Annotated in this window: 26 protein-coding genes and 1 tRNA gene; 18 read left to right on the top strand and 9 right to left on the bottom strand. The window is 70.0% G+C overall.

Annotated elements, in window-relative coordinates; genetic code table 11:
- Positions 1-6: 6 nt before the first annotated feature.
- Positions 7-738, top strand: coding sequence for a GntR family transcriptional regulator (locus ACZ67M_RS20875; RefSeq protein ID WP_469852150.1), 732 nt, complete (start codon positions 7-9; stop codon positions 736-738).
- Complete coding sequence (locus ACZ67M_RS20870) at positions 735-1016, top strand: hypothetical protein (protein WP_469852149.1); 282 nt, start codon at positions 735-737, stop codon at positions 1014-1016. The genes ACZ67M_RS20875 and ACZ67M_RS20870 overlap by 4 nt, the downstream gene beginning before the upstream one ends.
- Before the next feature lie 318 nt (positions 1017-1334).
- Here ACZ67M_RS20870 and ACZ67M_RS20865 read toward each other — a convergent pair whose 3' ends face one another.
- From ACZ67M_RS20865 to ACZ67M_RS20855, 3 genes are all read right to left on the bottom strand, one after another.
- On the bottom strand, positions 1335-3068 hold the full coding sequence (locus ACZ67M_RS20865) for a DUF2326 domain-containing protein (protein WP_469852147.1): 1734 nt from the start codon (positions 3066-3068) through the stop codon (positions 1335-1337).
- A 212-nt stretch (positions 3069-3280) separates the two neighbouring features.
- Positions 3281-3874, bottom strand: coding sequence for an ABC-three component system protein (locus ACZ67M_RS20860; RefSeq protein WP_469852145.1), 594 nt, complete (start codon positions 3872-3874; stop codon positions 3281-3283).
- A 632-nt stretch (positions 3875-4506) separates the two neighbouring features.
- Entirely contained in the window at positions 4507-4971 is a 465-nt protein-coding gene (locus tag ACZ67M_RS20855; RefSeq protein WP_263240237.1) for an NUDIX hydrolase, read from the bottom strand.
- Between the two features lie 18 nt (positions 4972-4989).
- On the opposite strand from ACZ67M_RS20855, the gene ACZ67M_RS20850 reads away from it, so the two are divergent.
- The 11 genes from ACZ67M_RS20850 to ACZ67M_RS20800 all read left to right on the top strand — a co-directional run bounded on the left by ACZ67M_RS20850 (position 4990) and on the right by ACZ67M_RS20800 (position 12538).
- The gene (locus ACZ67M_RS20850; protein WP_469852144.1) at positions 4990-5769 is read left to right on the top strand and encodes a GntR family transcriptional regulator; all 780 of its coding nucleotides are present in this window, start codon (positions 4990-4992) and stop codon (positions 5767-5769) included.
- A gap of 139 nt (positions 5770-5908) precedes the next feature.
- Entirely contained in the window at positions 5909-6265 is a 357-nt protein-coding gene (locus ACZ67M_RS20845) for an SCO3933 family regulatory protein (protein ID WP_355571121.1), read from the top strand.
- Positions 6266-6268: 3 nt separating this feature from the next.
- A complete protein-coding gene (locus tag ACZ67M_RS20840; RefSeq protein WP_469852142.1) occupies positions 6269-7624 on the top strand; it encodes an FtsK/SpoIIIE domain-containing protein in 1356 nt (451 codons plus the stop codon).
- A gap of 84 nt (positions 7625-7708) precedes the next feature.
- Positions 7709-8362 (top strand): DUF2637 domain-containing protein, encoded by a 654-nt coding sequence (locus tag ACZ67M_RS20835; RefSeq protein WP_469852140.1) that lies wholly within the window; start codon positions 7709-7711, stop codon positions 8360-8362.
- Positions 8363-8394: 32 nt separating this feature from the next.
- On the top strand, positions 8395-8586 hold the full coding sequence (locus tag ACZ67M_RS20830) for a mobile element transfer protein (protein WP_216724658.1): 192 nt from the start codon (positions 8395-8397) through the stop codon (positions 8584-8586).
- A gap of 10 nt (positions 8587-8596) precedes the next feature.
- Positions 8597-8752 (top strand): hypothetical protein, encoded by a 156-nt coding sequence (locus tag ACZ67M_RS20825; RefSeq protein ID WP_003950175.1) that lies wholly within the window; start codon positions 8597-8599, stop codon positions 8750-8752.
- A 23-nt stretch (positions 8753-8775) separates the two neighbouring features.
- The gene (locus ACZ67M_RS20820; RefSeq protein ID WP_469852138.1) at positions 8776-9093 is read left to right on the top strand and encodes a SpdD-like protein; all 318 of its coding nucleotides are present in this window, start codon (positions 8776-8778) and stop codon (positions 9091-9093) included.
- An 89-nt stretch (positions 9094-9182) separates the two neighbouring features.
- Positions 9183-10565 carry a replication initiator protein RepSA gene (gene repSA / locus ACZ67M_RS20815; RefSeq protein ID WP_469852136.1) on the top strand — a complete coding sequence of 461 codons (1383 nt, stop codon included), beginning with the start codon at positions 9183-9185 and terminating at the stop codon, positions 10563-10565.
- On the top strand, positions 10559-10777 hold the full coding sequence (locus ACZ67M_RS20810; protein WP_466326118.1) for a helix-turn-helix domain-containing protein: 219 nt from the start codon (positions 10559-10561) through the stop codon (positions 10775-10777). The genes repSA and ACZ67M_RS20810 overlap by 7 nt, the downstream gene beginning before the upstream one ends.
- On the top strand, positions 10777-11925 hold the full coding sequence (locus ACZ67M_RS20805) for a tyrosine-type recombinase/integrase (protein ID WP_469852134.1): 1149 nt from the start codon (positions 10777-10779) through the stop codon (positions 11923-11925). Before ACZ67M_RS20810 ends, ACZ67M_RS20805 begins: the two co-directional genes overlap by 1 nt.
- Before the next feature lie 127 nt (positions 11926-12052).
- Complete coding sequence (locus ACZ67M_RS20800) at positions 12053-12538, top strand: hypothetical protein (protein ID WP_469852132.1); 486 nt, start codon at positions 12053-12055, stop codon at positions 12536-12538.
- A 236-nt stretch (positions 12539-12774) separates the two neighbouring features.
- On the opposite strand, the gene ACZ67M_RS20795 is transcribed toward ACZ67M_RS20800, so the two are convergent.
- From ACZ67M_RS20795 to ACZ67M_RS20785, 3 genes are all read right to left on the bottom strand, one after another.
- Positions 12775-13218 carry a hypothetical protein gene (locus ACZ67M_RS20795; protein ID WP_469852130.1) on the bottom strand — a complete coding sequence of 148 codons (444 nt, stop codon included), beginning with the start codon at positions 13216-13218 and terminating at the stop codon, positions 12775-12777.
- A 76-nt stretch (positions 13219-13294) separates the two neighbouring features.
- Positions 13295-13753: a hypothetical protein gene (locus ACZ67M_RS20790; RefSeq protein WP_392011051.1), complete on the bottom strand. Its 459-nt coding sequence runs from the start codon at positions 13751-13753 to the stop codon at positions 13295-13297.
- Positions 13754-13783: 30 nt separating this feature from the next.
- Positions 13784-14659, bottom strand: a complete 876-nt coding sequence (locus ACZ67M_RS20785) for a bifunctional DNA primase/polymerase (RefSeq protein WP_469852128.1) — start codon at positions 14657-14659, stop codon at positions 13784-13786.
- Between the two features lie 367 nt (positions 14660-15026).
- On the opposite strand from ACZ67M_RS20785, the gene ACZ67M_RS20780 reads away from it, so the two are divergent.
- The 3 genes from ACZ67M_RS20780 to ACZ67M_RS20770 all read left to right on the top strand — a co-directional run bounded on the left by ACZ67M_RS20780 (position 15027) and on the right by ACZ67M_RS20770 (position 18076).
- Positions 15027-15353: a hypothetical protein gene (locus ACZ67M_RS20780; RefSeq protein WP_125495747.1), complete on the top strand. Its 327-nt coding sequence runs from the start codon at positions 15027-15029 to the stop codon at positions 15351-15353.
- Positions 15354-15680: 327 nt separating this feature from the next.
- Positions 15681-16253 (top strand): SigE family RNA polymerase sigma factor, encoded by a 573-nt coding sequence (locus ACZ67M_RS20775; protein WP_361356575.1) that lies wholly within the window; start codon positions 15681-15683, stop codon positions 16251-16253.
- A 146-nt stretch (positions 16254-16399) separates the two neighbouring features.
- Positions 16400-18076 carry a long-chain fatty acid--CoA ligase gene (locus tag ACZ67M_RS20770; protein WP_392011045.1) on the top strand — a complete coding sequence of 559 codons (1677 nt, stop codon included), beginning with the start codon at positions 16400-16402 and terminating at the stop codon, positions 18074-18076.
- 180 nt (positions 18077-18256) lie between these two features.
- Here ACZ67M_RS20770 and ACZ67M_RS20765 read toward each other — a convergent pair whose 3' ends face one another.
- Positions 18257-19564, bottom strand: a complete 1308-nt coding sequence (locus ACZ67M_RS20765; RefSeq protein WP_469852125.1) for an MFS transporter — start codon at positions 19562-19564, stop codon at positions 18257-18259.
- Positions 19565-19700: 136 nt separating this feature from the next.
- Between ACZ67M_RS20765 and ACZ67M_RS20760 the strand changes: the two genes are divergently transcribed.
- Positions 19701-20279, top strand: coding sequence for a TetR/AcrR family transcriptional regulator (locus ACZ67M_RS20760; RefSeq protein WP_361356569.1), 579 nt, complete (start codon positions 19701-19703; stop codon positions 20277-20279).
- 18 nt (positions 20280-20297) lie between these two features.
- Here ACZ67M_RS20760 and ACZ67M_RS20755 read toward each other — a convergent pair whose 3' ends face one another.
- Together ACZ67M_RS20755 and ACZ67M_RS20750 are read right to left on the bottom strand one after the other, a co-directional pair.
- A complete protein-coding gene (locus tag ACZ67M_RS20755) occupies positions 20298-24548 on the bottom strand; it encodes a PAS domain-containing protein (protein WP_469852123.1) in 4251 nt (1416 codons plus the stop codon).
- A 200-nt stretch (positions 24549-24748) separates the two neighbouring features.
- Positions 24749-25234, bottom strand: a complete 486-nt coding sequence (locus ACZ67M_RS20750) for an SSI family serine proteinase inhibitor (protein WP_469852121.1) — start codon at positions 25232-25234, stop codon at positions 24749-24751.
- A 180-nt stretch (positions 25235-25414) separates the two neighbouring features.
- Here ACZ67M_RS20750 and ACZ67M_RS20745 point away from each other — a divergent pair.
- Positions 25415-25505, top strand: a tRNA-Ser gene (locus tag ACZ67M_RS20745).
- The last annotated feature ends 147 nt before the right edge of the window (positions 25506-25652 follow it).

Below are 25652 nucleotides of genomic sequence, written 5' to 3'. Positions count from 1 at the left end.
CGGTCTATGACGTCTCGCCGCCTCGTCGTCGCCGATGACCTCAGACGAAAGATGACGACTGGCCGCCTCGGGCCTGGTGATCGGCTCCCGTCTGAATCCGACCTAGCGGACCGGTACAAGGTCAGCACGGCCACACTGCGAAGCGCCCTCGCCGTACTCCAGCGAGAAGGCCTCATCGAGAAGATCCACGGCAAGGGCAACTTCGTCCGCCGCCCACGGCGCAAGATCACGTACGTCGGTGGGTGGGGCACGCTGGATCCTCGGACTGCCGCAGACGTGGACCTGCGCGTGACGGTCCGCTCGACCGCGATGCCCGCGAGGGGACACCTGGCAGATCTTCTGAAGGTGGATGACGGCAGCCCAATGACCGAAATCCTGCGACTCAGCTACGAGGGAGAGTCGCCACACAGCCTGGCCCGCGTCTACGTACCGCGAGACCTGACACTGACCACGGCGCTCAGCAACCGGTCCTCAAGGGAGTGGGCGGAAGCCAGTCTCTCTGTGCCGGACCCGCCGCCGGCCGAGGTACAGGAGACGGTATCCGCCCGGCTCCCAACGCCGGATGAGGCGTCAACCCTGCGGATCAACACGGCCGTGGCCGTTCTCGCGATCACTCGCGTAGCGGCAGACAACGCCGGACGAGTCATTGAGGCGGCGCTACTGGTGTTCCCGGGGGATCGTGTCGACGCCGTCTTCAACACCCACCACGCGATCGAAGGAAGGCAGGCGCACAGATGACGCTGCAGAACGAACTGCGACTCCTCCCGTGGTCGGGCCCAGACGGCAAGCCGTGCTACCTGAGCACCGATGACAGCGGCGGATACATGTCCCGCTTGGCAGACAACATCGAGGCGGTACAGCTCGGGATGGCGACTGACCTCATGGAGCAGGTTTCGGCAGTACTCGGTGACCGGGACGCTGACTCAGAAGACCTGCGCCGCATGCTGACCGAACTGACCGGGGCCTTGCGAGACGTGCTCCGCGTAGCAACCAGTCGCGGTCACCGGTCCTATTGACCAGAGGGTCTGACGAAGCCCACGGCGCTGACTAGCTCAAACACCGTGGGCTTCTGTCGTGGTTGGTCCGCCTCGGTTGACCTTAGACGGCCCGGAGACGACCCAACTCTGCCGGCTGCGACTGAGGACTGGCACCCACGATTCGCCCCCGCTTGAGCCTCACCCGACGACATTCCGCCCCGATGACGGGTGCGCCGACTGACCACGCATGCATATGCCTCGCCTAACGTCTTCTGGCCCTCGCCCTGCTGGCAGTTGACCAGAACGAGCCACGACGGCCGCAGCATGACGACGGTGTCGGAGCCGGCCGTGGTGTTGCTAGAAGGACGTTCCGAGGATTCCTCCTTGCTCAGTGTCCAAGACGACCCTACGGGTGCCTTGGACGAACCACTCCTCATCCCGGACAAGATCCGGAACATCATTACTGTTCATTGTGCAGATGTACTGGCCGCCGACATTTTCTACCGTCTCATTGATCAGTCGCAGACCGGCCGCAACCTGTCGCGGATCTACGCCGTCGAATACAACTGAATCGTGAATTAGGAAACCTGGGTGATGCAGCTCATCGCTTTCGGCCATCAAAGTTAGGTCGAAACACAGGAGTTGCATACGGGTGACGCCACCACTGGCAGATGTAGAGACCCGGATAGAGAATTTGAAACCTAGGTCATCAACCTCTGCTGTTAGTACCCCTCCTACGTTATACAGATCCTGCATCATGCCGTCGAAACGCGTCGCAACAGAATCAAGCTTATGCCTATTAGTGCTGAGGTCGCGTGCTGTTTCTTGCCTGAGCTGCGCCTTCTGAACTCGAATGCCCTCTTGAGCCTCAGCGAGATCCCTCACGTTGCTTAGAGAGGTCTCAATTTCACTCACTCTCGCCGCAGCCTGCGCGCGCTCATTTTGTAGAGCGGACAGCTCTTCCAGTGCACCACCAGCGTCTAGTACTGAGAGGATGGAGTTTCGTGACGCGGTAAGTTCTCTTATCTGTTCATCTCGCTGTGCCTGCTGGACCCTGAGGCGTTCTAGCTCTGACGCGAGAAACCTCCTTCTGTTCCCCATGAGTTGCTGATGAAATGCCTCCACTTTTTCGAAGCTTTGGAGTGCTTCTGGATTGAAGGCGCGCTGCATTTCGCTGTACAGTCCAGCAACTGCCTCGCCGACGCCTTCGTCATTAGTTGTTTGCTCACCCTCGATTGACTCGGCATAGAGTTCGATCATTCGACGGTCAACCAGAGCATCGTTACGAAGTTCCTTGAGCTCCTCAGTAACTCTATCGGCTCGTGAGATAAGGCCGTCTGGATCGTCTACGACTTGGAAACCATTAACGCGAGATGAAAGTTCTTCAAGCGTGCGCTGGGCTTCCACCAATTCCAGCATGAGTTCCGGTTCAGGGCGAAGGGCACGAGGAAGCAGATTCTTCTTGGTGGCTCTTGCGATCGCCTTGTATGTATCAGAGTCCTCTTCGAGGCGAGAAAGGTCGCGCACCAATTCCCAATTGAGATTCAGCAGGTAGGCGACGTGCTCTCGACTGCTCCACGCGGGTTGCTGAGGGATGATCTTCAGAGGATCTTTGACTGCCTCTGTGCGAATTACGTAGGACAGAAGCGTCCGAGGGGAGATTCCTCTATCGCCTTGCTCGGGCACCCGATCGAGGGCAAATAGCCCCAGTCCTAGAAGAAACTTCCAATCGTCAACGGAGACCGTCGAGTTCTCATCCAGGTAGGGGTGGAGAGCACCAGTCAGCTCCGCCGGGTACGCCAACGAAAGCCTGGTGCCACCCTTGACTTTGCGCGTGACGGTTACGGTACTTCCGAAGAGATCTAGCTCAAGGCTAAATGCCCAACCGGTCGGCCCTAGCGGGGCCATTGACTTTGCAAGACTTCCTCCAAGGCAATAATTTATCGCCTGAATTAGAGTCGTTTTACCGCGAGCGTTTCTGCTGTGCCTATCGGATGCATTGGGGGCCATTTCAGCCAGGATGACATTGAATCCTGGCTTAAAGGCGATTGGTTGAAAAGATGAAAAATTGGATGAGATCCTACGCAGCATCGTTTGTCACCTTCACGAGTTGCTGGCCTTCGAGACGCAGTACGCCGAGGCCTACGAGTACATCCAACGTTAGGACGAAGCGCTCGAAGGGGAGGCTACCGAAGAGCTTTCGATAGGTCGCCCAGCCAGCACCTACCGACTCCGCAGGTGGCATGCTCCGGAATAGCTCGGCAGCGTGCACTGCGAGACTATCGGAAGGCTTCAGGTAACGGTTAGGCAGCAGGATGCTCATGCTCGAACAACTCGCAAAGTTGAAATAGGTAAGCTACAGTCGCCAGTGTCGCTGCTCGCAGCTTGTCGGTTTCCACGGGGCCAGCATTAGTCATCGCTACGGAGCAAATGAACTCGAAAAGTTCGTCTCCGGTGAGCCCTTCTGCGTAGCCGCCGTAGTATTCTCGCTTGAATCGCGCAGCGAGCCGGTTGCCGAAATTGGGGCGCATTTTGCTGATCGCGGATATGAAATCATCAACCTCGCCAGATTTTGCGAGGCCGATCCTGATTCTTTCCTCGGCTATCGTGCCGAGTCCGTTGAGTTCAATTTTTTGCTGGATGTCGATTGGGATTACGACGTCGTCGTTGGTCCTCTCGTCACCCATACCGATGAACTGACAAACGAGCTCTAGGTCGTCATAGCCGATCTTTCCCATGGCGTGACTCATTGCCCGAGCTACGGCTCGCTCGTGCTTGGTCTTGATACCTTGAAGGAACTCAACGGTGTGGTAGTTAAGTTGGGTGTCAATGACGTCATGGTGAGGCCCGCACAGGTATATGAGGTTGTCTGCGCTGCCTCGCTGGGCTGGCGTCATGCTTGCGTCGTACCGCGGTCCACCCACGCTAGCTGCCCGGATGTGGGCGACTTTTCCCACGGCCTTGTGCAAGTCCTCGGCTGCTTGGGCATCGATGCTGAGGGCTATACCGCAGCTAGGGTAAGCGCAGCAGTCACCGCTACGTTGGATGACGATTTTCTCCTGTGCCTTGGGCACTAGGTCGCGAGCCATCGCCCCCCCGATTCATCCGACTCAACCAGTGCTGCAGTTTACGACTCGCCCGAGCTGTCTCATAGGGGGCTGGGCCTCACGGCATCATCCTCCAGGACGCTAGGTCGGCGGAGCGGGTTTGGCCGGTGCCCTGCCCGGTTTGGGGTCGAGCATGATCAGGGGGCCGTACGCTGGCCGGCAACTCGGGCAGGCTGTGATCCTGCCCGGAATTTGAACGAGTGGCCCCCTGGTCTTGCTCGACGCGGGACCCTGACCGGGGAGGTGGCTAAAGCCGTGGAGCCGACCGCCCCAGCCACAGAGGGTGTCTCCCCACTTCATGCCCGCAGTCGCCGAGCGCGCCGCCGGGCGCGGCCAGCCGGGGCGAAGACAGGAGGCGGGCCGCGCCGTAGAGGCGGCGCGCGCCCGCGCCGTGCGCGGGCCTTGATGAAGTAGGGAAAGTCTTATCCCGCTGGGATGAGGTGCTTGCCGTCGTGGCTTCGTACGTGGGGGCCAGCCCCGTCTAGGGCGTCCAGGAGTCTGATCGCGTAGACCTCGGCCATGCGGTCGCTGACCTCGTCGGGTGTGAGCCAGGAGACGGCTGTTGACTCGCTGGAGGTGCGTTCGGTGCCGCCGGAGGGCTTGCAGCGGAAGACCAGGGCGACGATGCCTCGGGTGGTGTTCTTGTAGACGCCGGTGAGTTCGTCGACCTCGACGTGGATGCCGGTCTCTTCCCAGACTTCGCGGGCTACGCCGGCCTCTGGGGTCTCGTTGAGTTCGAGTACGCCGCCGGGGAGTTCCCAGGTGCCGTTGTCGGCTCGTCGGATCGCCAGGAGGCGGCCGTCTTCGCGCACGACGACTCCGGCTACGGATACGGAGTGCAGGGGCGGCGACGTTGCTTCCTGTGGTTGACTCATGTACAGGAGCATAGGAGGCAGAGAAGGACTATGGGAACTGCGGTAGAGGGGGGCAGGTCCGGGCCTCGGTACGTGCAGATCGCGGACGAGATCGTGCGGCAGATCCGGGCGGGTGTGCTCAAGCCCGGTGACATGGTGCCGAGTGAATCGGAGCTGGTGGACCGCTACGGCGTGTCCGGGGGCACGATCCGCAAGGCCATGGTCGAGGTGCGGGCGAGCGGGCTCGTCGAGACCCGGCACGGCAAGGGCTCGATCGTGAAGGACCGGCCGCCGGTGCGGCACCGTTCCTCCGATCGCTTCCGGCGCTCGCTCCGCCAGGGCGGCAAGGCCGCGTACCTCGCGGAGTCCGCGCAGTCCGGTGCCACGGCCAAGGTGAGCGTCCTCTACATCGGGCCCATGGAAGCCCCCGCGGATGCCGCCCAACGGCTCGGCGTCTCCGCCGGCACTCAGGTGCTCGCCCGGCGGCGCCTCTACTTCCGCAACGGCACCCCGGTCGAGACTGCCTCCTCCTACCTCCCGTGGGACGTCGTCAAGGACATCCCCGAGCTGTTCGCCGAGAACCCCGGCGGCGGTGGCATCTACGCCCGACTCGAAGACCACGGGCATGAGTTCGCGGAGTTCGTCGAGACGCTGCAAGCGCGGCCGGCCTCGAAGGCTGAAGCTTCCGAACTGGCGCTGAGTCCGGGTGCGCCGGTGGTTCATCTGGTCCGGGAGGCCCGTACGACGGCCGGGGTCGTGGTGGAGGTCTGCGACACGCTCATGGCCGCTGACCAGTTCGTTTTCGAGTACCGGATCCCGGGCGCCGACTGACGCTCGCTCAACTTCTCGCAACCCGTCGTGACTTCGATGCCGCAGCGGGTTGACTCATGTACAGGAGTGATGCACTCTTCTTCATGTCACTCATATACATGAGTGACGGAGTTCAGCATCTGTAGAGGAGTGTTCTGCTGTGCGTCAGATCCCCGTCGACACCTCCGCCGCGACCGTGATGGTCGCCAAGACCCCGCAGCCCAAGGTGCGTGACCGCCGTACCGGAGAGATCGCCACCGACGCCGACACCGGCGCGAAGCTGATGACCGTGGACGTGATGTTCGCGGCCAACGACGAAGTCGAGATCCTTTCCGTCACCGTCCCGGAGACCGGCATCTCCGGTGACCTGACCATGGGCACCCCGGCCGCGCTCACGGGGCTGGTCGCCCGGCCGTGGGAGAACGAGTTCAACGGCCAGAAGCGGCACGGCATCGCCTTCCGCGCGGTCGCCGTCACCTCGCTGGCCACCACGGGCACGGGCTCGAAGGCGGCCTGAGCCATGACGTGGCCGACGGTCTTACTGCTGGTGGTCGTCGCCGCTGCGGGTCTCCTGCGGTGGCGGCGTCCCGCCTGGTACTGGATGACCTTCGGGGTCACCTTCGCTGTCGTGCGCGTCCTGGTTCGCTACGCCTCCGTCATGGAGGCCTGCGGGCTGACGGTCCCGCCCTCGCGCTGGCGCCTCATGCTGGCCCGGATGGCCAACCGCCCGGCGCCGGAGTCCCGCGCGCCGCGCATCCTGCGGCTGCGGCCCACCCACACCGGCCTGGTCCTCCGGCTCAAACTCCGCCCGGGACAGGACGCCTTCGACGTCGCCGCCGCCTCGGACCGGCTGCGCCACTCCTTCGGGATGTACGGCGTCACCTCCCGTGAGCTGCGCTCCGGTGTGGTCGAGATCCGGATGACCGGCTACGACGTGCTCAAGCGGGTGCAGATGCCGGCCAAGACCGACACCCGGCCGATGTGTGTCCCGGTCGCGCTGCGGGAGGACGGCTCGGTGCACTACCGCGACTACCGCGCCGTCCCGCACGGTCTGACCCTCGGCGCCACGGAGTCTGGCAAGTCCGTCTATCAACGCAACCTCGTCGCCGGGCTCGCCCCGCACTATGTCGCGCTGGTCGGCATCGACTGCAAGCAAGGGGTCGAGCTGTTCCCGCTGGCCCGCCGGTTCTCCGCGCTCGCCGACAACCCCGACACCGCGCTGGAACTGCTGGAGGCGCTGGTGTCCCACATGCAGGACGTGTATCAGCTCATCCGCGCCGAGCAGCGGATCAGCGTTGCCGTGCCGGATGCGGAGATCGCCGCAGACATCTGGGATCTGCCCGAGGACCTGCGGCCGGTGCCGGTCGTCGTCCTGGTCGACGAGGTCGCCGAACTCGCGCTCTTCGCCAGCAAAGAGGAAGAGAAGCGCCGGGACCGGATCGTCACCGCCCTGGTCCGTCTCGCCCAGCTCGGCCGCGCGGCCGGCGTCTACCTGGAGATCTGCGGGCAGCGCTTCGGCTCCGAACTCGGCAAGGGCATCACCATGCTCCGCGCCCAGCTCACCGGCCGCACCGCCCACCGCGTCAACGACGAGACGTCCGCGAACATGGCCTTCGGCGACATCGCCCCGGACGCCGTCCTCGCCGCCATCCAGACTCCCGCCGAGACACGCGGCATCGCCATCGCCGGGGACTCCACCGGCGGCTGGCACCGCATCCGCGCCCCGCACACCACGCTGCGCCAGGCCGTGAACGTCTGCAACAAGCACGCCGATCGCACCCCCGAGCTGCCCGCCCTCGCGCCCTTCCGGCCCGCGGTTGCTCCGCTGCCCTCGGCCCGCGTGCCGCTGTCCAAGACAGCGCCCGCCACCGCCTGACTCCTTCCCCTCCCACGGTCGGCGCGACCGTCCTTCGCGCCAGGTCCCTACCCCCGCCATGCCTGATGACAGGAAGGAGCCGTGATGGCCCGCCCCGCTCTCCGTATCGACGCCGTACTTGTCCAGGCCGTCATCGCCGGGGCGCTGTCCTTCGCCCACCTCCACGACCTCGCCGCCGCTGCCGGACAGACCGGCTGGAAAGCCTGGGCCTATCCCGTCTCGGTCGATCTGCTCCTGGTCGCCGCCTGGCGACGGCTGCGTGCCGATGGGCCGTCCCGGCTGGCCTGGTGCTGGTTCCTCATCGCCCTGGTCGCCTCACTCGGTGCCAACGTGGCTACCGCCGGGCTGCTCGACCTCGGCGACGTCCCGGCCTGGCTGCGCATCCTCGTCGCGGCCTGGCCTGCCCTGGCCTTCATGGGCGGCACCCTCCTCGCCCACTCGCCCGCGGACCCCTCCCCGGCTCCGCCGGCACCCTCCGTTCCGGCTCCGGACCCCGCGCCCGAAACGGCTGCCGCTGAGCCGGGCCCGGCGCCTGAACCCCCCGTCGTCCCAAGGGTCGAGGAAGCCCCTGCTCTGCCCACGGCTGTGCCGGTCCCGGCCGCGCTCGTGGACCACGCTCGCAAAGTCGCCGACGACCACCACGCCCGCACCGGCGCCCCGATCGACACCGACACCCTCCGCGCCCGCCTCGGCGTCCCACCGCATCTCGCCGATGCCATCGCCGCCCAACTCACCTGACCCGACCGTCACCCGAGAGGAGACCGGCTGACATGCCTGCCCGCGACTTCTTCCACTCCGTCATGCGGATCGGCCCCGTGCAGATCGGCACCCACCGCGACCGGCGAGGCCAGATCAAACACGCCGCCGTGTGCACCAACGACCGCTGCGGCTGGTCCGCCGACTACTCCAGCCAGTCCGCCGCACAGCTCGCCGCCCGCACCCACCGCTGCCGCGTCAGCTAGGAGGCCCCCGATGGACGTCCCGCTCTGGCTCGCGCTCCTGGCCGTCGGCTACCTCGGCGTCAAGCTCATCCGCCCGCCCTGGTGGCTCATCGCCGTACTGCTCCTCGGCGGCTTCCTCATCGCCGACAGCGTGCTGGCCCCCGTCGTCAACGGCTTCGTCAAGTAGCACGACCCGAAGGGAGAACCCCGATGCTCCGCCCGAAGATCCCGACCAACCCCACGCCCGCCGGCCACCTCACGCCGCCCGTAGTCGTGGAGCCGACCGCCGTCGTACCGAGTGCGCAGGTTCCGCCTCCTGCTCCGGTCGCTCCGGCACCGTCCCGGCCCACGGTGCAGCTCACCCCCGGCACCGCCCTCGCCCTCGTCGGCGGCGGAACGGCCGTCGTCCTGGTCGTCGGCGCCGTCCTCGTCTCGCTGCTCCTGGCCGTCGCCATCACCGGCGCCTCGGTCGCCGTCTGCGCCCTGGTGATCCGCTCCCTCGTCCACGCCGACGCCAAGCGACGCTGACCGGCCCCCGGGCGGCCTCGATACCGCCAAGCATCCGCCACCCGGGCGCCGTCCCCAACCGATCTCACAACCGGAAGGAAGCACCCAGCATGGCGCACCGCGCCCCGACCGCGCATGCCCCGCTGCTCGACCCGACCACCCTCGGCGACCTCCTCCGCGTCGCCTCCGCCCCCGACTACACCCGCTGGGAAGACCAGATCCGCCGCACCGGCGGCTGCTCCGACCCCATCCACCTCACCGGCTGGACCCTCCACAAAGACAAGACCACCGGCGAAACCCTGCACCACTACACGACCGCCGTGGAGCCCGGCGGACGCCTCCGCCTCGCCTGCGGCAACCGCCGCGCCTCCCGCTGCCCCTCCTGCGCCTGGACCTACGCGGGCGACACCTACCACCTCATCCGCGCGGGCCTGGCCGGAGACGACCGCCGCGACATCCCCAGCACGGTCCGGGATCACCCGCGCGTGTTCGCCACGCTCACGGCCCCCTCCTTCGGCCCGGTCCACAACCGGCCCGACCACGGCACCTGCCGCTGCGGCACCCAGCACGCCCCGGACGGCCCGGAACTGGGCACCGCCCTCGACCCCACCACGTACGACTACGCGGGCGCCGTCCTGTTCAACAATCACGCAGGGCAGCTCTGGCAGCGCTTCACCACCCGCCTGCGCCGCGAACTCGCCGCCCGCGCCGGCCTCACTCGCCGAGAACTCGCCGACCGCCTCCGCGTCTCATACGGCAAGGTCGCCGAGTTCCAGAAGCGCGGCGCCCTGCACTTCCACGCGGTGATCCGGCTCGACGGACCGGACGGACCAGGAACGCCCCCGCCTGCCTGGGCAACGGTCGACCTCCTCGCCGACGCCATCCACGCTGCTGCGGCGCACTCCTACACGTCCGTCTCCGTCCCGGCCGCCGGGGACCAACCGGCCCGGTTCTTCCGTTGGGGCACACAGCTCGACGTCCGCCCGGTCAAGGCCTTCGGTGACGGCTCCGACATCACCGAACAGGCCGTCGCCTCCTACGTCGCCAAGTACTCCACCAAAGCCGCCGAGAACACCGGCACGCTTGACCGCCGCATCGGCGAACTCTCCGAACTCGACCGCCACCAGGTCCCGGACCACACCCGCCGACTCATCACCGCATGCCGGGACCTGGACCGCCTCTACCCGGACCGGCGCCTTTGGGCCTGGGCTCACATGCTCGGCTTCCGCGGCCACTTCTCCTCCAAGTCCCGCCGCTACTCCACCACCCTCGGCGCCCTCCGCCAGACACGCGCCGACTACCGAGCCGCCCAGGAACACGCCGCGCGTGAGCCGGACACCGTCCTCGTCCTCACCGATTGGCAGTACGCCGGACACGGCCACAGCCCGGGTGAATCCGTCCTCGCCAACACCATTGCGCGCGGGCTCCAGACCAATCGTGAAACTGCCCGCGACGCGTTGGCCGGACTGGCCGCAGACGAGGGGGAGTGGTGACTGTGGACCGGCTTCTCACCGTGGGCCAGGTCGCCGAACGCCTTGGTACGGGGGTCCGCTTTCCTCGACGCCTCATCGAGGAGCGCCGCATCACCTTCGTGAAGGTCGGCCGGCACGTCCGTATCCCTGAAACCGCCGTAGAGGCGTACGTGAGCGCCAACACCGTGGAACCGATCCTCCTGCGGCCCACGGGACTCCGGAGGGCTGCCTGATGGCTGGCAAGCGCAAGTCCCGTCGGGGCTTCGGCCGTGTCCGCAAGCTGCCGTCCGGCCGGTTCCAAGCTCGCTATCCGGGGCCTGATGGTGTGCTGCGCCCTGCGGACCGGACGTTCGCCACGACTACGGACGCTGACCGCTGGCTCATGCGGAAGCGCATTGAGATCGAAGAGGGGCGCTGGCTCGACCCGGCCGAGGGACAGACGACTGTTCGCGACTGGGCGGCTCGCTGGCTCGCAGCCGTGTCGCCTCAGCTCAAGCACAAGACTCAGGCGTCGTACCGATCGCTGATCAACTCGCTGATCAATCCGGCACTCGGTGACCGCGAACTCTCCAGCCTTCGGCCCATCACGGTCACCGAGTGGGTCGGTGCGATGCGGACCAAGGGGCTCAGCGCCTCGCGTATCCGGCAGGCGTATCGGGTGCTGTCGCAGATCATGCGCTCTGCCGTCGACAACGACATGATCCCGCAGACACCATGTAGGGGCGTGAGGCTGCCTCGGATGCCACAGACGGAGCCGCACATCCTCACGCCGCTGGAAGCGTCGCGGATCGTCAAGGGCGCGACCAAGCCGCATGACCTGCTGATCGCGCTCCTCGCGTACGCGGGTCTGCGTGTGGGGGAGGCGTTCGCCTTGCGGCGCGTGGACATCGACGTGTCCGGGGGCTTCGTCCTGGTCGACGAGAATCTGGCCGAGGCGAACGGCGCCCTGGTCTTCGACACTCCGAAGTCGCATCAGAAGCGACTGCTCCGCGTGGGCCCGTCCCTCGCCAGGCGGCTCGGCCGGCACCTGGAGACTCTGCCCGGCGGGGATGACGCGCTCCTCTTCACGACTCCCGGCGGCAAGCCCCTGCGCTACAACCAGTGGCGCAAGGCGTACTTCGACCCCGCCGTCTCGGCAGCTGGCCTGAACGACGTCACTCCGCATGATCTGCGTGCCTCGCACGGCACGTGGGTTGCTGACCGGTACGGCGTCATGACCGCAGCGCATCGGCTCGGGCACTCGAACGCGAGCGTCACCACCCGGCACTACGCCCGGCCGGTCGCCGGTCGGGACGATCAGGTGGCCGAGGCGGCTGACTCCTGGCTCACCGGGACTGACGACGATGATGACGGCACCGCCGGGGAGCTTGTGCGAGCCTGAGCGTCGGGCCCGTTCCGCTGCCTTCGCAGTGCTTGAAAGCCTCTGACCAGCAAGATCGGTCGGAGGCTTTCACCGTGTGCGCCTCCTCCATCACCGCAACGGCCAGGACGCGGCGCATACTGCCGTCATGCTCTCGTCGCAGCGGTTCCGGGACTCCAGGCATACGAAGTACGACTTCGTTGATCACGTGCTCGTGCGCTGCCCGAAGTGCGCCGGCATCGCGCACGTAGCTCCGGCCGCAATCGCTGGGGAAGCGAGCCCCTCGCTGTTCGCGCCGCGACGCCTCGTCTGCCGGGCCTGCGGTCTGACCCGTCATGCCTCTGGCGGTCTGAGCCTCTTTCGAGGCACGGGGGAGGCGGTAGATCCGTACTACGGTCTGCCGTTGTGGTTGCAGGCGGAGACGCGTCACGGCCGGGTGTGGGCTTACAACCCGGAGCATCTGAACCTGATCAGGCAGTTCGTTCAGGCGCCGTTGCGCGAACGTCCTTCGTGGGACTCGCGTGGGCGGAAGATGACGGTCGTTGCCAGACTGCCGACGTGGATCAAAAGCGCCAAGAACCGCGTCGAGGTTCTGCGGGCCATCGATCGCATTCGAGCCTCGCTGGTGCATTGAATGCTCCGCGGGACGCCCTGGCTCAGCGGGCACAGCCCCGGGCCATGGGGCACGTAGAGGGCACGGCAAGCAGGGCGGCGACCGAGACGGGCCGGTTTCGCTCGCCTGACCTGCACGGGAGCGGGTACGGCGCCCGACCCCCGAAAGGTCTTGAAAACCGTCGTGGCAGCGATGTCACCGTGGGTTCAAATCCCACACCCACCGCAGTGATTACGGCCCCCGACCAGGCTTTACGGTCAGGGGCCGTCATCATGGGCGCATCCGTTCGAGCACCGGTGTTCGATCTGGCGGTCGGCGTGCTTCCGCTGTCGGCCAAGCACCACGAACCAGCCCGTGGCCATCGATGTACCCGCAATGCCCGCCACGGCCAGCAGTCCCTTTGCTGGGATCATGTCGTCGCCGTTCGGGTACTTCTGGCCGCACAGCCGCACGGTTTGTGAGGCCGTGGCGGCGGCCTCGAGGCACACTGCGGCACCCGGCGTGGGGTGCGTGGTCTGTCCCACCGGCAGGTCTTCTGTGGCGAAGCGGCGGCCGTCGACGCGGTAGGACACGCGGACATCGGCCCCGCCTTTGACCTGCACCACGCTGTCGACGACTCCGCTGATCCGTACGGGAGAGGCGTCGATCCGTCGGGCGTCCCTGATCTGTCCGGCTAGGGAGCAGCCTGCTGCCAGTGCCACGCCCAGGCACCCCGCCGCGACGACGACCGGCGCCCGTCTGCCACGTATCCAGTTCCCCCACCGCATGCCGTCAGTCTCACACCTCGTGATCCCGGGCCAGGCCGGCCCAGTCCAGGTCCCGTAACGCCTCGGTCGTGTCGTGGGGGTTGGGGATGTGCGGGGTGGGCTGGAACCAGAGGACGGTGAGGGTGGAGTGGTAGAGGAGGGGGTCGTTGGTGGGGCTCAGGGGTGGGGAGGAGAGGCGGGCCGTGCAGGCGACGAGGGGGAGGAACTCGACGGGGCCGTGGGGGCCCGCGTAGTGGTCGGGGTATTCGCGGGGTGGGGGGATCAGGTGCACCGGCGTGGTGGGGGACATGCGCTCGGCGGTGTGGAGGAGGGTCTTGATGCGCAGGTCGTTGACGGGGCGGCACGGGTAGGCGTCCAGCAGGGTGCCGTAGGTCGGGGTGAGGTGCAGTTCGGCCAGGTCGACGGTGCGGCCGGAGGACAGGGCGACCCGGGTCAGTGACGCGGTCGGCACTCTGGGGCGGTTGTGCATGGGGGTCTTTCGGTTCTCGTGCCGAGTGGGTCAGGGGCGGTGGCCGGTCATGCGGGCCGCCGAGGCGATGGTCGTGCGGGCCTCGCGTTCCGTCAGGCCGGTGGCCTGCGCGGCTTCCAGGAGGGGGCCGAGGAGGGCCGGGCCGATGCCGTTCTCGTAGGCGCGGCAGGCCGCCCAGAAGAGGCGGGTGTTGCGCCGGCCCTCGTGCGCGGCGAGGACGAAGTGGATGAGGCCCCGGCCGTCGGGGGTGCCGGGCGTGCCGGGGACGGGGTGGTGGGGGCGGGGTGGGGGGAGTAAGAGGCGGAGCAGGGCGGGTGGGCAGGGGGCCGGGGGCAGGTGGGTCGTGCCGGGGGCGGTGGTGTAGACGCCGTGGCGGGTGCGGGAGCCGGGGCCGACCAGGTAGCCGCCCGCGCCTCGGATGTCGATGCCCGGAGCGAGGCGGCCGGCGGAGTTGGGGACCACGGAGTCGGGCGGGCCGGTGAGCCAGAGGTGGCGGCCGCCGCTGGGGGTCAGGACGACGACCGTGGGCGGGATCGTGAACAGGTGGCGCAGGGCCAGTTCCCGCAGGGCGGCCGAGGAGTCCGTCTCCGACTTCGTGTCCAGGTCGACGCCGACGAGGTGGTGCGGGGGCAGGCCGCAGGCGATGCCGTAGCCCGTGGCCCAGGGGGCGGCGGCGAAGAGCTCGCGGATGCGGACCGGGTCGGTCGAGGCGTCGTGGACACCGTGGCCGAAGCGGCCGCACTCGCCGTGGCAGGAGAGCGGTTCCGCCGGTGCGCCGGCGCGGTGCGGGGAGCGCAGGGCCGGGAGCTTCGTCCGGGACAGGGGGATGACCGCCAGTCCGCGTTCCGCGGCGGACAGGGCGTGTGCGAGGGCCAGCGTCGTGGCCTTCCGGTCGGTGGTGGCCATGGATCCATGTTCGTACGTATGTTCGAGAAAGGGAAGGGCAAGGGAGGGTGACGCGCCGGGGGAGGGGATGGAGTTCGTGGATGTGGCGGAACGCTTCAGCCGTTGTCGTGCTTGGGGTGGGAGTGTCCGTACCGCCCCGAGGTGAGCGGCGAAGGCGGTCAAAGGGGTTTATCGACTTGTCCTCACGCTTGAGGGCGAATCGGGGCTTCCGGGGTGGTTCGCCGGGGATTCGGTGGGCAACTCTGATCACGCGACGTCGTGCACAACGTCGGGGCGGTCGGCCAACTGCCTTGGCAACAGCCGAAGTTCAGAGTGCTTCACGCAGCTTCACGCAGGGTCACGCAGCTTCAGTCCTGGAGGAACAAACATGGCAAGCATCCGTACCGCCCGTGTCGTCGCCGCCGTCGCCGCCCTTCCGCTCGCAGCCGCGCTCCTCGGTGGCGTGGCGGCGGCGGACAACGGCGCCTTCGCGGACGACGGATCGAGCGCGACCGCCGCCAGCGCCAACGCCGGCATCCTCGGCAGCGGCGTCGGCGGCAACAACAACGGCAACTCGTCCACCACCCAGCAGCAGGCCGTCGGCTCGGGGGCCTCGAACCAGAGCAACACCGCGCAGGTCGACGGCTCCGCGTTCACGGCCATCCAGCAGGGCAACGAGAACGTGGCCGTCACCTTCTCCCCGCTGTGGTGGTGAGCTGAGGTGCCGGCGCGGGAGCGCTGCCGCGCCGGCCCTCGATCGCTCGCGGGTGTGCTTCAAGGGGTCGCAGTGCGTCTGGGCGGTGGTGCTTCGGTGCCGCCGCCCAGGCGTTTCCGGTCGTCAGCGGCCCGGGGCGGGTGCGGGCGGCCGCGGGGGCCCGGGGCCGCCCGCGGGGAAGCCCCCAAGGGGGAACCCGCAGTGTCCCTCCTCCTCTCGTCCACCTACAGGAGGTGCACCTGGCACCACCCCTACAACCTGAGGCGGACTCTGCTTCGGGACCTGCGGCCGATCCGCCGGACACCCCCTCGCTCATAGCGTGGAGCCATGACCACACCCGTCTGCACCAGCGCTTCCGAAGCCGCCACAGCCACGGCGCCAGCAAGGGCGCAGACCTTCCCGTACCCGTCGTTCTCGTCGTACGTGAAGGCACGCCAGCCGGTGCTGCTGCGTACCGCCCGGTCGCTCACCGCGAACCCGAGCGACGCGGAGGACCTGCTGCAGACCGCGCTCACCAAGACGTACGTCGCCTGGGAACGCATCGAGGACCACCGCGCCCTGGACGGCTACGTGCGCCGGGCCCTGCTGAACACCCGGACGTCGCAGTGGCGCAAGCGCAAGGTCGACGAGTTCGCCTGCGACGAGCTGCCCGAGCCGGAGCCCCTGCCGGCCGGTGACGATCCGGCGGAGCGGCAGGCGCTGCACGACGCGATGTGGCGGGCGATCATGAAGCTGCCCGCGCGGCAGCGTGCGATGGTCGTCCTCCGGTACTACGAGGACCTCAGCGAGGCCCAGACGGCCGAAGTGCTCGGCGTTTCCGTGGGCACCGTGAAGTCGGCGGTCTCCCGAGCGCTCGGCAAACTCCGCGAGGATCCTGAGCTGGGGATTGTCAGGAAATGAGAACCAACGGGGCCTTTGGGGGTGACCCCTCCGGGTGTCCCTGGGGATGTTCCTCGGAGAACCCGTACTGATCGATCACCCGGGAGTAGTGACATACCGCGCGGTATGTGCGCAGAATCAGCGCAACCCTTACCGCCGCGTAGGCAATGTCGCCCCGGGAGGACACCGTGCTGAGCACGATGCAGGACGTACCGCTGCTGATCTCGAGGATCCTGACCCACGGGTCGACGATCCACGGCAGCTCGCAGGTGACCACCTGGACCGGTGAGGACGAGCCGCACCGCCGCTCCTTCGCCGAGATCGGCGCCCGCGCCGCCCAGCTCGCGCACGCCCTGCGCGAGGACCTCGCGGTCGGCGACGACGAGCGGGTGGCGACTCTGGCCTGGAACAACGCCGAGCATGTCGAGGCCTACTTCGCGATCCCCTCCATGGGCGCGGTCCTCCACACCCTCAATCTCCGCCTCCCGCCCGAGCAGCTGGCCTGGATCGTGAACCACGCCGCCGACCGCGTCGTGATCGCCAACGGTTCGCTGCTGCCGCTGCTCGCGCCGCTGCTGCCGCACCTGAAGACGGTCGAACACGTCGTCGTCACCGGCCCCGGCGACCGCTCCCTGCTGGAGGGGGCGTCGGCCCAGGTGCACGAGTACGAGGACCTGCTCGCGGGGAAGCCGGCCACGTACGACTGGCCCGAGCTGGACGAGCGGGCCGCCGCCGCCATGTGCTACACCTCCGGCACCACCGGTGACCCCAAGGGCGTGGTCTACAGCCACCGTTCCATCTACCTGCACTCCATGCAGGTCAACATGGCCCAGTCGATGGGCCTGACCGACCAGGACACCTCGCTGGTCGTGGTCCCGCAGTTCCACGTCAACGCCTGGGGACTGCCGCACGCCACCTTCATGACCGGCGTGAACATGCTGATGCCGGACCGCTTCCTCCAGCCCGCCCCGCTCGCCGCGATGATCGAGGGCGAGCGGCCGACGCACGCCGCCGCCGTCCCCACCATCTGGCAGGGGCTGCTCGCGGAGCTGACCGCCAAGCCCCGCGACGTCTCCTCCCTCACGCAGGTCACCATCGGCGGCTCCGCCTGTCCCCCGTCCCTGATGGAGGCGTTCGACTCGCTCGGCATGCGGGTCTGCCACGCCTGGGGCATGACGGAGACCTCCCCGCTCGGCACCATCGCCCGGCCGCCGGCCCAGGCGATCGGCACGCCGGAGGAGTTCGCGTACCGCCTCACCCAGGGCCGTTTCCCGGCCGGCGTCGAGGCGCGCCTCACCGGTCCCGGCGGCGAACGGCTGCCCTGGGACGGCGAGTCCGCCGGTGAGCTGGAGGTGCGCGGCAACTGGATCGCCGGCGCCTACTACAACGGGCCGGGTACCGAGCCGCTGCGTCCCGACGACAAGTTCAGCGAGGACGGCTGGCTGAAGACGGGTGACGTCGGCACCATCTCCCCCGACGGCTTCCTGACCCTGACCGACCGGGCCAAGGACGTCATCAAGTCCGGCGGCGAGTGGATCTCGTCGGTCGAGCTGGAGAACGCCCTGATGTCCCACCCGGACGTCGCCGAGGCCGCGGTGGTCGCCGTCCCGGACGACAAGTGGGGCGAGCGTCCGCTGGCCACCGTCGTCCTCAAGGAGGGCGCGAGCGTCGGCTTCGAGGAACTGCGCGCCTTCCTCGCCGAGGACGGCAAGATCGCCAAGTGGCAGCTGCCGGAGCGGTGGACGGTCATCGAGACGGTGCCGAAGACGAGCGTGGGCAAGTTCGACAAGAAGGTGCTGCGCAGGCAGTACGCGGAGGGTGGGCTGGACGTCACGCGGCTCTGACCGTCAGGCAGAGGCCGGGCGACCCCGAGGGCGGATCCTGAGAGCGATCCCGAGGGCGGGCCCCTAGGGCGATCCCGAGGGCCACGCTGAGATCGACCCTGGGATCGACCCGAAGGCGACCCCGGCGCCCACCACCCGGGCATCGGGGTCGCCAGCCGTGCGCCGCCCGGGCCGCCGCGCTCACCTCCCCCGCACGACCGTCCCCATCCACCCCACCACAAGACCCGCCCCCGCCACCGCGCAGACGCCGCCCCAGCCCCACTGGCCGAAGGCCGGACCCGCCAGGGCCGAGGACAGGGCGCCGCCCGCGAAGCCGGAGACGACGTACGCCGTGTTGGCGGTGGCCGGCGCGGACGTGGTGGTCAGGGCGATGGTCTGGTTGGCGACGTGGGAGGCGACCAGCGCGGCGTGCACCAGGACCGCCGCCGCGCACAGGGCCGCCATCACCTGCCCGCCCAGCCAGAACAGCGGCACGGACACGGCGGCGAGCAGATACGCGGACCGTACGACCTTCGCGGCGCCGAACCGGTCGACCAGGCCGCCCGCGAGCGGCGCGACCACGCTCGCCGCCAGCCCGAACAGGCCGAACAGCCCGGCCGCGGCGGTCGTCATGCCGTAGCCGTCGTCCCCGGCGAGGAGCAGCGCCAGCGAGGTCCACAGGGCGCTCCACGCGCCGTACATCCCCGCCTGGCGCACGCACGCGCGCCACAGGTCGGGCGAGTGGCGCAGTACGCCGGGCAGCGCGGCCAGACCCGCGAACAGCGAGCCCTGCCGGCGCCGCCGCTCGGCCGGGAGTATGTACGCGGTCGCCAGGCCCAGGACCGCGGTCAGGACGGCGGCGCCCACGAACACCGCGCGCCAGCCGAAGGCCTGTCCCGCCAGTCCGCCGAGCACGCGGGCCGCCACCACACCGGTGAACAGGCCCGCGATGACGGCCGCCACATGACGGGCCCGGCGGTCGGCGGGGGCGCGTTCGGCGACCAGCGGGACCAGGAGCTGCGGAACGACGGTCGCGGCCGAGGCGACCAGGACGGCGGCCGCCAGCGCGCCGGTCCCGGCCGAGGCGGCGCCGGCCAGCAGGGCGGCGGTGGCGACCAGCGCGAGGACGGCGACCAGGCGGCGCCGGTTCACGCTGTCCCCGAGCGGGGCGAAGAAGAGCAGGCCGGCCGCGTACCCGAGCTGGGCGACGGAGGCGAGCCACGCCACCCCCGAGGGCGTCGAGCCCATGTCGTGGGCGATGAGGGGGAGCAGGGGCGCCGCCAGGTAGATGTTGGCGGCCGTCACGGCGGTGCAGAGGGCGATCAGGGGGAGGAAGAGCCGGGACGCGGCACCGGCGGGCCGGGTCGGCAGCTTGGTCTCGGCGGACGCGGACGCGGACTCGGATACGGACGCGGACGCGGACGCGGACGCGGGCACCGGCACGGAGCCGGGCACGGTGTCGGCCGCGGCTTCCGCCGGTGTTGCGGCTCGGGACGGCGATGACGGCATGAGCGGAGCGACTCCTTCGAGCGCACACTAATAACCAACTGGTTGGTTGGACTGACGCGGCCGAGTCTGCGCCCGCCCCCGGGACTCTGTCAACCAAATAGTTGGTTACCTGCTTCCCCCGGCATACCCTGTCCCCATGGGAGCAAGGGACCCCGAGGCCACCAAGGCCCGGATCTTCGCGGCGGCGGTCACCGAGTTCGCCCGGCACGGCATCGCCGGCGCGCGCATCGACCGCATCGCGGCCGAGGCCAAGGCGAACAAGCAGCTGATCTACGCCTACTACGGCAACAAGAACGAGCTGTTCGCGTCCGTCCTCGAGAAGAAGATGCTCGACCTGGCGGTCTCGGTCCCCGTCGACCCCGACGACATCGAGGGCTGGATCGACCGCCTGCTCGACTACCACACCGCCCACCCCGAGCTGCTGCGTCTGCTCTTCTGGGAGGGCATGGAGTACGGCACGGCCGAGCTGCCCCACGAGGCCGAACGCCAGGCCCACTACGTCCGCAAGGTCGCCGCCGTACGGGACGGCCAGGAACGCGGCGTGGTCACCGACGCCATCCCGGCGCCCGATCTCCTCTTCCTGCTGGTCGCGATGGCCAACTGGGCGATCGTCGTGCCCCAGATGAAGCGCATCATGGTGGGCGGCGCGGACGCCGACGCCGACCGCCTGCGCGCGTCGATCAAGGAGGCGGCGCGCCGGATCGTCGACCGGTAGCGCCCGGGCACCGCGGCGTCAGTTGGTCCCGATCCGCGAGAGCAGCTCGACGATCCGGCCCTGCACCTCGTCGCTGGTGGAACGCTCCGCCAGGAACAGCACCGTCTCGCCCGAGGCCAGCCGCGGCAGGTCGGCCTGGTCGACGGCGGCGGTGTAGACGACGAGCGGGGTGCGGTTGAGCTGCCCGTTCGCGCGCAGCCAGCCGACGATCCCGGCGGAGCCCTCCTGGCGCCGCTGCACCTGCATCAGGTCCATCACGACCAGGTTGGGCCGGAACTGCCCGGCCAGCGCCACCGCGTCGGCGTCGCTCGCCGCGCGCGCCACCTGCATCCCGCGCCGCTCCAGCGTCGAGGTCAGCGCCAGCGCGATCTCCGCGTGCTCCTCGATCAGCAGCACGCGCGGCGGGTGCTGCTCGGTGTCCCGGGGCGCGAGCGCCTTCAGCAGTACGGCCGGGTCGGCGCCGTAGGCGGCGTCCCGCGAGGCCTGTCCGAGGCCGGCCGTGACCAGCACCGGCACCTCGGCGGCCACCGCCGCCTGCCGCAGCGACTGGAGTGCGGTACGGGTGATCGGCCCGGTCAGCGGGTCCACGAACAGCGCGGCCGGGAACGCCGCGATCTGCGCGTCGACCTCCTCGCGCGAGTGCACGATCACCGGCCGGTAGCCGCGGTCGCTGAGCGCCTGCTGCGTGGAGACGTCCGGCGCGGGCCACACCAGCAGCCGGCGCGGGTTGTCCAGCGGCTCCGGCGGCAGCTCGTCGTCCATCGGCTGCGGACGCGGCGAGTCCGCCACCTCCACGGCTCCGCCGGGCCCGTCCAGCGGCTCGGGTCCCTCGGCGGCGTCCTTGTCCGGCGCTCCTATGGCGTACGACCGTCCGGCGCCCTCGGTGACCGGCGCGAGCCGCTGCTGTCCGCCGCCCAGCGAGGCGTGTTCCTGTCCCGGCGGCTGCGGCTGGGGCTGCTGCTTCGGCTGCGTGGCGGCGGTCGGCTGCTCGGTCGCCGGGTGCGGGCGCGCCGCCTGGTCCGCGCGCGGGTCGGGCGGCGTACCCAGCTTGCGGCGCCGCCCCGGCTGCTGCGGCGCGGGGGCGGCCGACGGCTGCTGCACCTGGACCGCCTGCCGGTTGAACGGCACGCCCTGGCCCAGCGTCCGGACGCTGATCGACCGTCCCTGGGTCGAGTTCGGGTCGACGGACGCCGACGTCTCGGCGGGCAGGGGCTGCGCCGCGCGGGGTGCCGGCGCGTTCTCGGGCGGCAGCGGCGTGCCCTGGCTCGGCGTGGAGCCGGGGACGCCCTGCGGGGGCGTCGGGGTGGCGCCGTCGGCCGCTGCCGGGGCGCCCTCGGGCTGGGGCGCGGCGGTCGCGGGCCAGGGCTGCGGGGCGTCGGGTGCGGACGGGGCGTCGGGTACGCCCTGACCCGCGGGGTGCTGCGGCGGCACCGGGGCGTCCGGCACGGGCGGCTGGGCCTGCGCAGGGCCACCCTGCGCCGGCACCGGCGCCGCTTCGCCGTCGGGACGGGCGGCCCCGGCCCGACGGCGGCGCCCGGTGGGTGCGTCGGCCGGGTGCGGCTGGGGCGGCGTGTGGTCCTCGGCCTGGTCGTGCGGTACGGCGTCGTGGCGGCCCTCGTCGAGCGGGGCGTCACCGGGGGCGGCCGGGCCGGGCACCTGAGTCTGTGTCTGCGCCTGCGTCTGTGGCGTGGCGTGTGCCTGGGCGTGCTCCGCGACCCGGTCCTGTGCCTGGACCTGCCCGACGTGACCGGCCGCCGGAGCGCCCTGCGCCGGGCCTTGCGCCGGTCCCTGCCCCGTCGCTGCGTCGGCGGGCCGGTCCGCGTCGGCGGGCGGCAGGGCGAACACCTGACGCGGCGCCGCCTCCTGGGCGGCGGCCCGCTCGTTCGCGGAGGCCAGGGCACGCCGTCGGCGGCCGGTCGGCCGGTCGGCGTCCGCCGGGTCCGACTCGCCGGCCTGCGCGGGCAGCGCCGGGGGCAGCGCCTGCTGCTCACCGCCGTCCTGCCTGGCACGTCCTCCCGCGGGCGCGGGCACGCCCTGCGGCGGTACGGTCCCGCCCAGACCGGTGTTGGAGGCCGCGGCCCCGCCCCGGTCACCGGCCATGACGACGGCGCCCTCGGACACCCCCGCCTGCGCTCCCGGCGGCAACTCGGCGACGTCGGTCCCCGCGGTCTCTGCGGGCCGCCCGCGCCGACGCCCGGTACCGCCGGACCCGGACCCGTCACCCGACGCCGCCTGCGCGGGCACCGGCAGTTGGGCCGGGGACTGGGCGCCCGGCACCTGGGCGACGTGCCCGACCTGCTCCCGCGCGGCCTGCTCCGGCCCGGTCTGCTCCTGCGTCTGGGCCGCGCGCCGCCTGCGCCGCCCGGTCGGTGCGGTGCCCTCGCCCTCGGGGCCGCTGGGCTCCTCGCCGCCGGCGACCTCGCTCTCCAGGAACGCGTCCACGGAGGACGCCGCCCGTCGAGCGCGCCGCCGCCCGCCCCCGGCAGCAGGCTCGCGAACGGCGAGCGCGCTGTCCGCACCCGTGGCACCCTCGCCCCCGCCGCCCTGCGCCGGAATCCGTGCCGCCGCCGGATCCGCGTCCGGCGCCTGGGCCGCCACGGCCCCGGCCCCGCCTCCGATCGGCACCTCCAGCACGTACGCGCTGCCGCTCATGCCCGGCATCTCGTGCGTCTGGAGCACGCCGCCGTGCGCCCGCACGATCCCGCGCACGATCGGCTCGTGCACCGGGTCTCCCCCGGCGTACGGCCCGCGCACCTCGATGCGGACGACCGCGCCGCGCTGCGCCGCCGCGACCACGACGGTGTTGTCCAGGTAGCCGCCCGTCGCCGACACGGGCGAGTTGCCGGTGGCGTCGACACCCGCGACGTCCGCGACGAGGTGGGCCAGCGCGGTGGCCAGCAGCCGGACGTCGACCTCGGCCTCGATGGGCGGCGCGTGCACGGCGAACTGCACCCGCCCGGGCCCGATCAGCTCCACGGCCCCGTCGACACCGGCGGCGACGACGGCGTCGAGCATCACCTTCGTACGGGCGACCTGCTCGCTGCCGACGTCGAGGCGCTGGAAGCCGAGGACGTTGTCGATGAGCGTGGTGATGCGGGAGTAGCCGGCCGACAGGTGGTGCAGCACCTGGTTGGCCTCGGGCCACAGCTGCCCGGCGTCGTCCGAGGCCAGCGCGGCCAGTTCCCGGCGCAGTTCGTCCAGCGGCCCGCGCAGGGAGCCGCCGAGAAGGGTGAGCAACTGCTCGTGCCGGGCCGCGATCGCCTCGTACCGGTCCTTCTCCCGCTCGCCGAGCGCGGCGTAGCGGTCGGCGTCCGCGGCGGTCTCCTCCGCGTGCTTCTCGCGCAGCTCCGCCAGCTCGGCCTCGTGCTGCCGGCGCAGCGCGGTCAGCTCGGAGGCGTGCTCCTCGGCGAGCCGCTCCAGTTCCTCGGCGTGCCGCTGCTCCGCCTCCTCGTGCTCCTTGACCAGAGTCTCGTGGGGGCGGCGGTCGGTGAAGGTCATCACGGCGCCGACGAGCTGGTCGCCGTCCCGCACGGGCGCCGTCGTCAGGTCGACGGACACCTGGTCGCCGTTCTTGGAGAACAGCACCTGCCCGCGCACCCGGTGCTTGCGCCCGGAGCGCAGGGTGTCGGCGAGCGGGGACTCGTCGTACGGGAAGGGCGAGCCGTCGGCCCGCGAGTGCAGGACGAGGGTGTGCAGCTCACGGCCGCCGAGTTCGCCGGCCCGGTAGCCCAGTATCTGGGCGGCGGCCGGGTTGACGAGGACGATCCGCCCGTCGGTGTCCGTGCCCACGACGCCCTCGGAGGCGGCCCGCAGGATCATCTCGGTCTGGCGCTGCGAACGGGCCAGCTCGGCCTCGGTGTCGACGGTGCCGGAGAGGTCGCGGACGACGAGCATCAGCAGTTCGTCGCCGGTGTAGCCGTAGGTGTCGTAGGCCTGCTGGCCGGTCTCCAGGTTGGCGCTGGTGACCTCGACGGGGAACTCGGCGCCGTCGGTGCGCCGGGCGACCATCCGGGTCGGCTTGGTCCGCGCCCGCGGGTCGACGTGGTCGGGCCGCCGCATGGAGCCGGGGATCAGCCGCGAGTCGAACTGCGGGAGCAGGTCCAGCAGTCCGCGGCCCACCAGCGCGGTGCCCGGAGTCTCGAACGCCTCCAGCGCGATGGTGTTCGCGTTGACCACGGTGCCGTTGGCGTTGACCAGTACCAACGCGTCGGGCAGCGCGTCCAGTATGGCTGCGAGGCGAGCAGTGCCTCGGGATGGCCTGCTGCTCACGAGACGCTTCCCTCCTGTTACCGCACTTGCCGACCGCCTGGGCCATCTTGCCAACCGGCCCCCAGGGTGTCACGCGAGGGAGTCTAAGGGTTGGGCCCCGGCGGGCGGCGTGGGATGCGACGGAGGTCGCACGAGGAAGTGACGTAGAACGTGTGAGCGGCGACCGCCGGGCGGGCGCCCGCGACCGAATTCCGCGCCCCTTACGACCGTCCAGGCGCCCCCACCTCGGGCAGCAGCGGCACCATGCGGTTCCAGCGGGAGATCTCGCAGCCGTCGCGCCGGTCGTACGTCACGTCGACGGGGCGTCCGGCCCAGATGCCGGTGACGTGCGCGGTGGCCGGGCCGCCGTACTGCATGGTGCAGATGCTGCTCTCCGGGACCGGGGCGAAGGTGTCCTGGCCCCAGCGGGTGTCGCGCTCGGCCACGGCACAGGCGCCCGCCGGGTCGGGGTGGCTGCCGCCGGCCGGGTGGCAGTACAGCTCGAACGTCCCGTCGGCGGCCGGACCGGCGTTCCGCACGGTGACGGTCAGGTGGTCGCCGTGCGGGACACCGGCACGGGCACCAGCACCGGCATCGGCGCCGACGGCCGCGGCCGGGTCGGCGGCGGAGAGGGAGGCGAGGGACGCGAAGGACAGGGCGGCGGCGCCGAGGAGGCGGGCGGCGGGGATGCGGGAGACCTGGAACATGCCCTGCCCAACGCGCGGGCGCGCCGGACGTTGCGCGGCGGCCCGCCGACCGCGCCGGAAGGGCTTTGCCCTGCGGCCCGCGCGCCTAGTACCGTAGGGGTCGATTGGTGACAGCGCGCTCAACTGTGTCATCATCGGCACGCGCCACTCGCGCTCGCCCGCGAGATGGTGATGTTGTCTGGAGGCGTCGCCTAGTCCGGTCTATGGCGCCGCACTGCTAATGCGGTTTGGGTTTTAAAGCCCATCGAGGGTTCAAATCCCTCCGCCTCCGCACCGATCACCGAAGCCCCGGCCCACAGGCCGGGGCTTCGCTGTCGTCCGGGGTCGGGCACCCGGCCCTGAAGGACGTTTTCGCAGCTCACAACGGGTGCGGCCAATGGATTTCACATGGCGGCGGCAGTCATGTAATGTTCTTCCT

The sequence above is a fragment of the Streptomyces sp. NPDC107500 genome (genome assembly GCF_055582785.1).
This window is presented reverse-complemented; position numbering and strand designations above follow the sequence as displayed.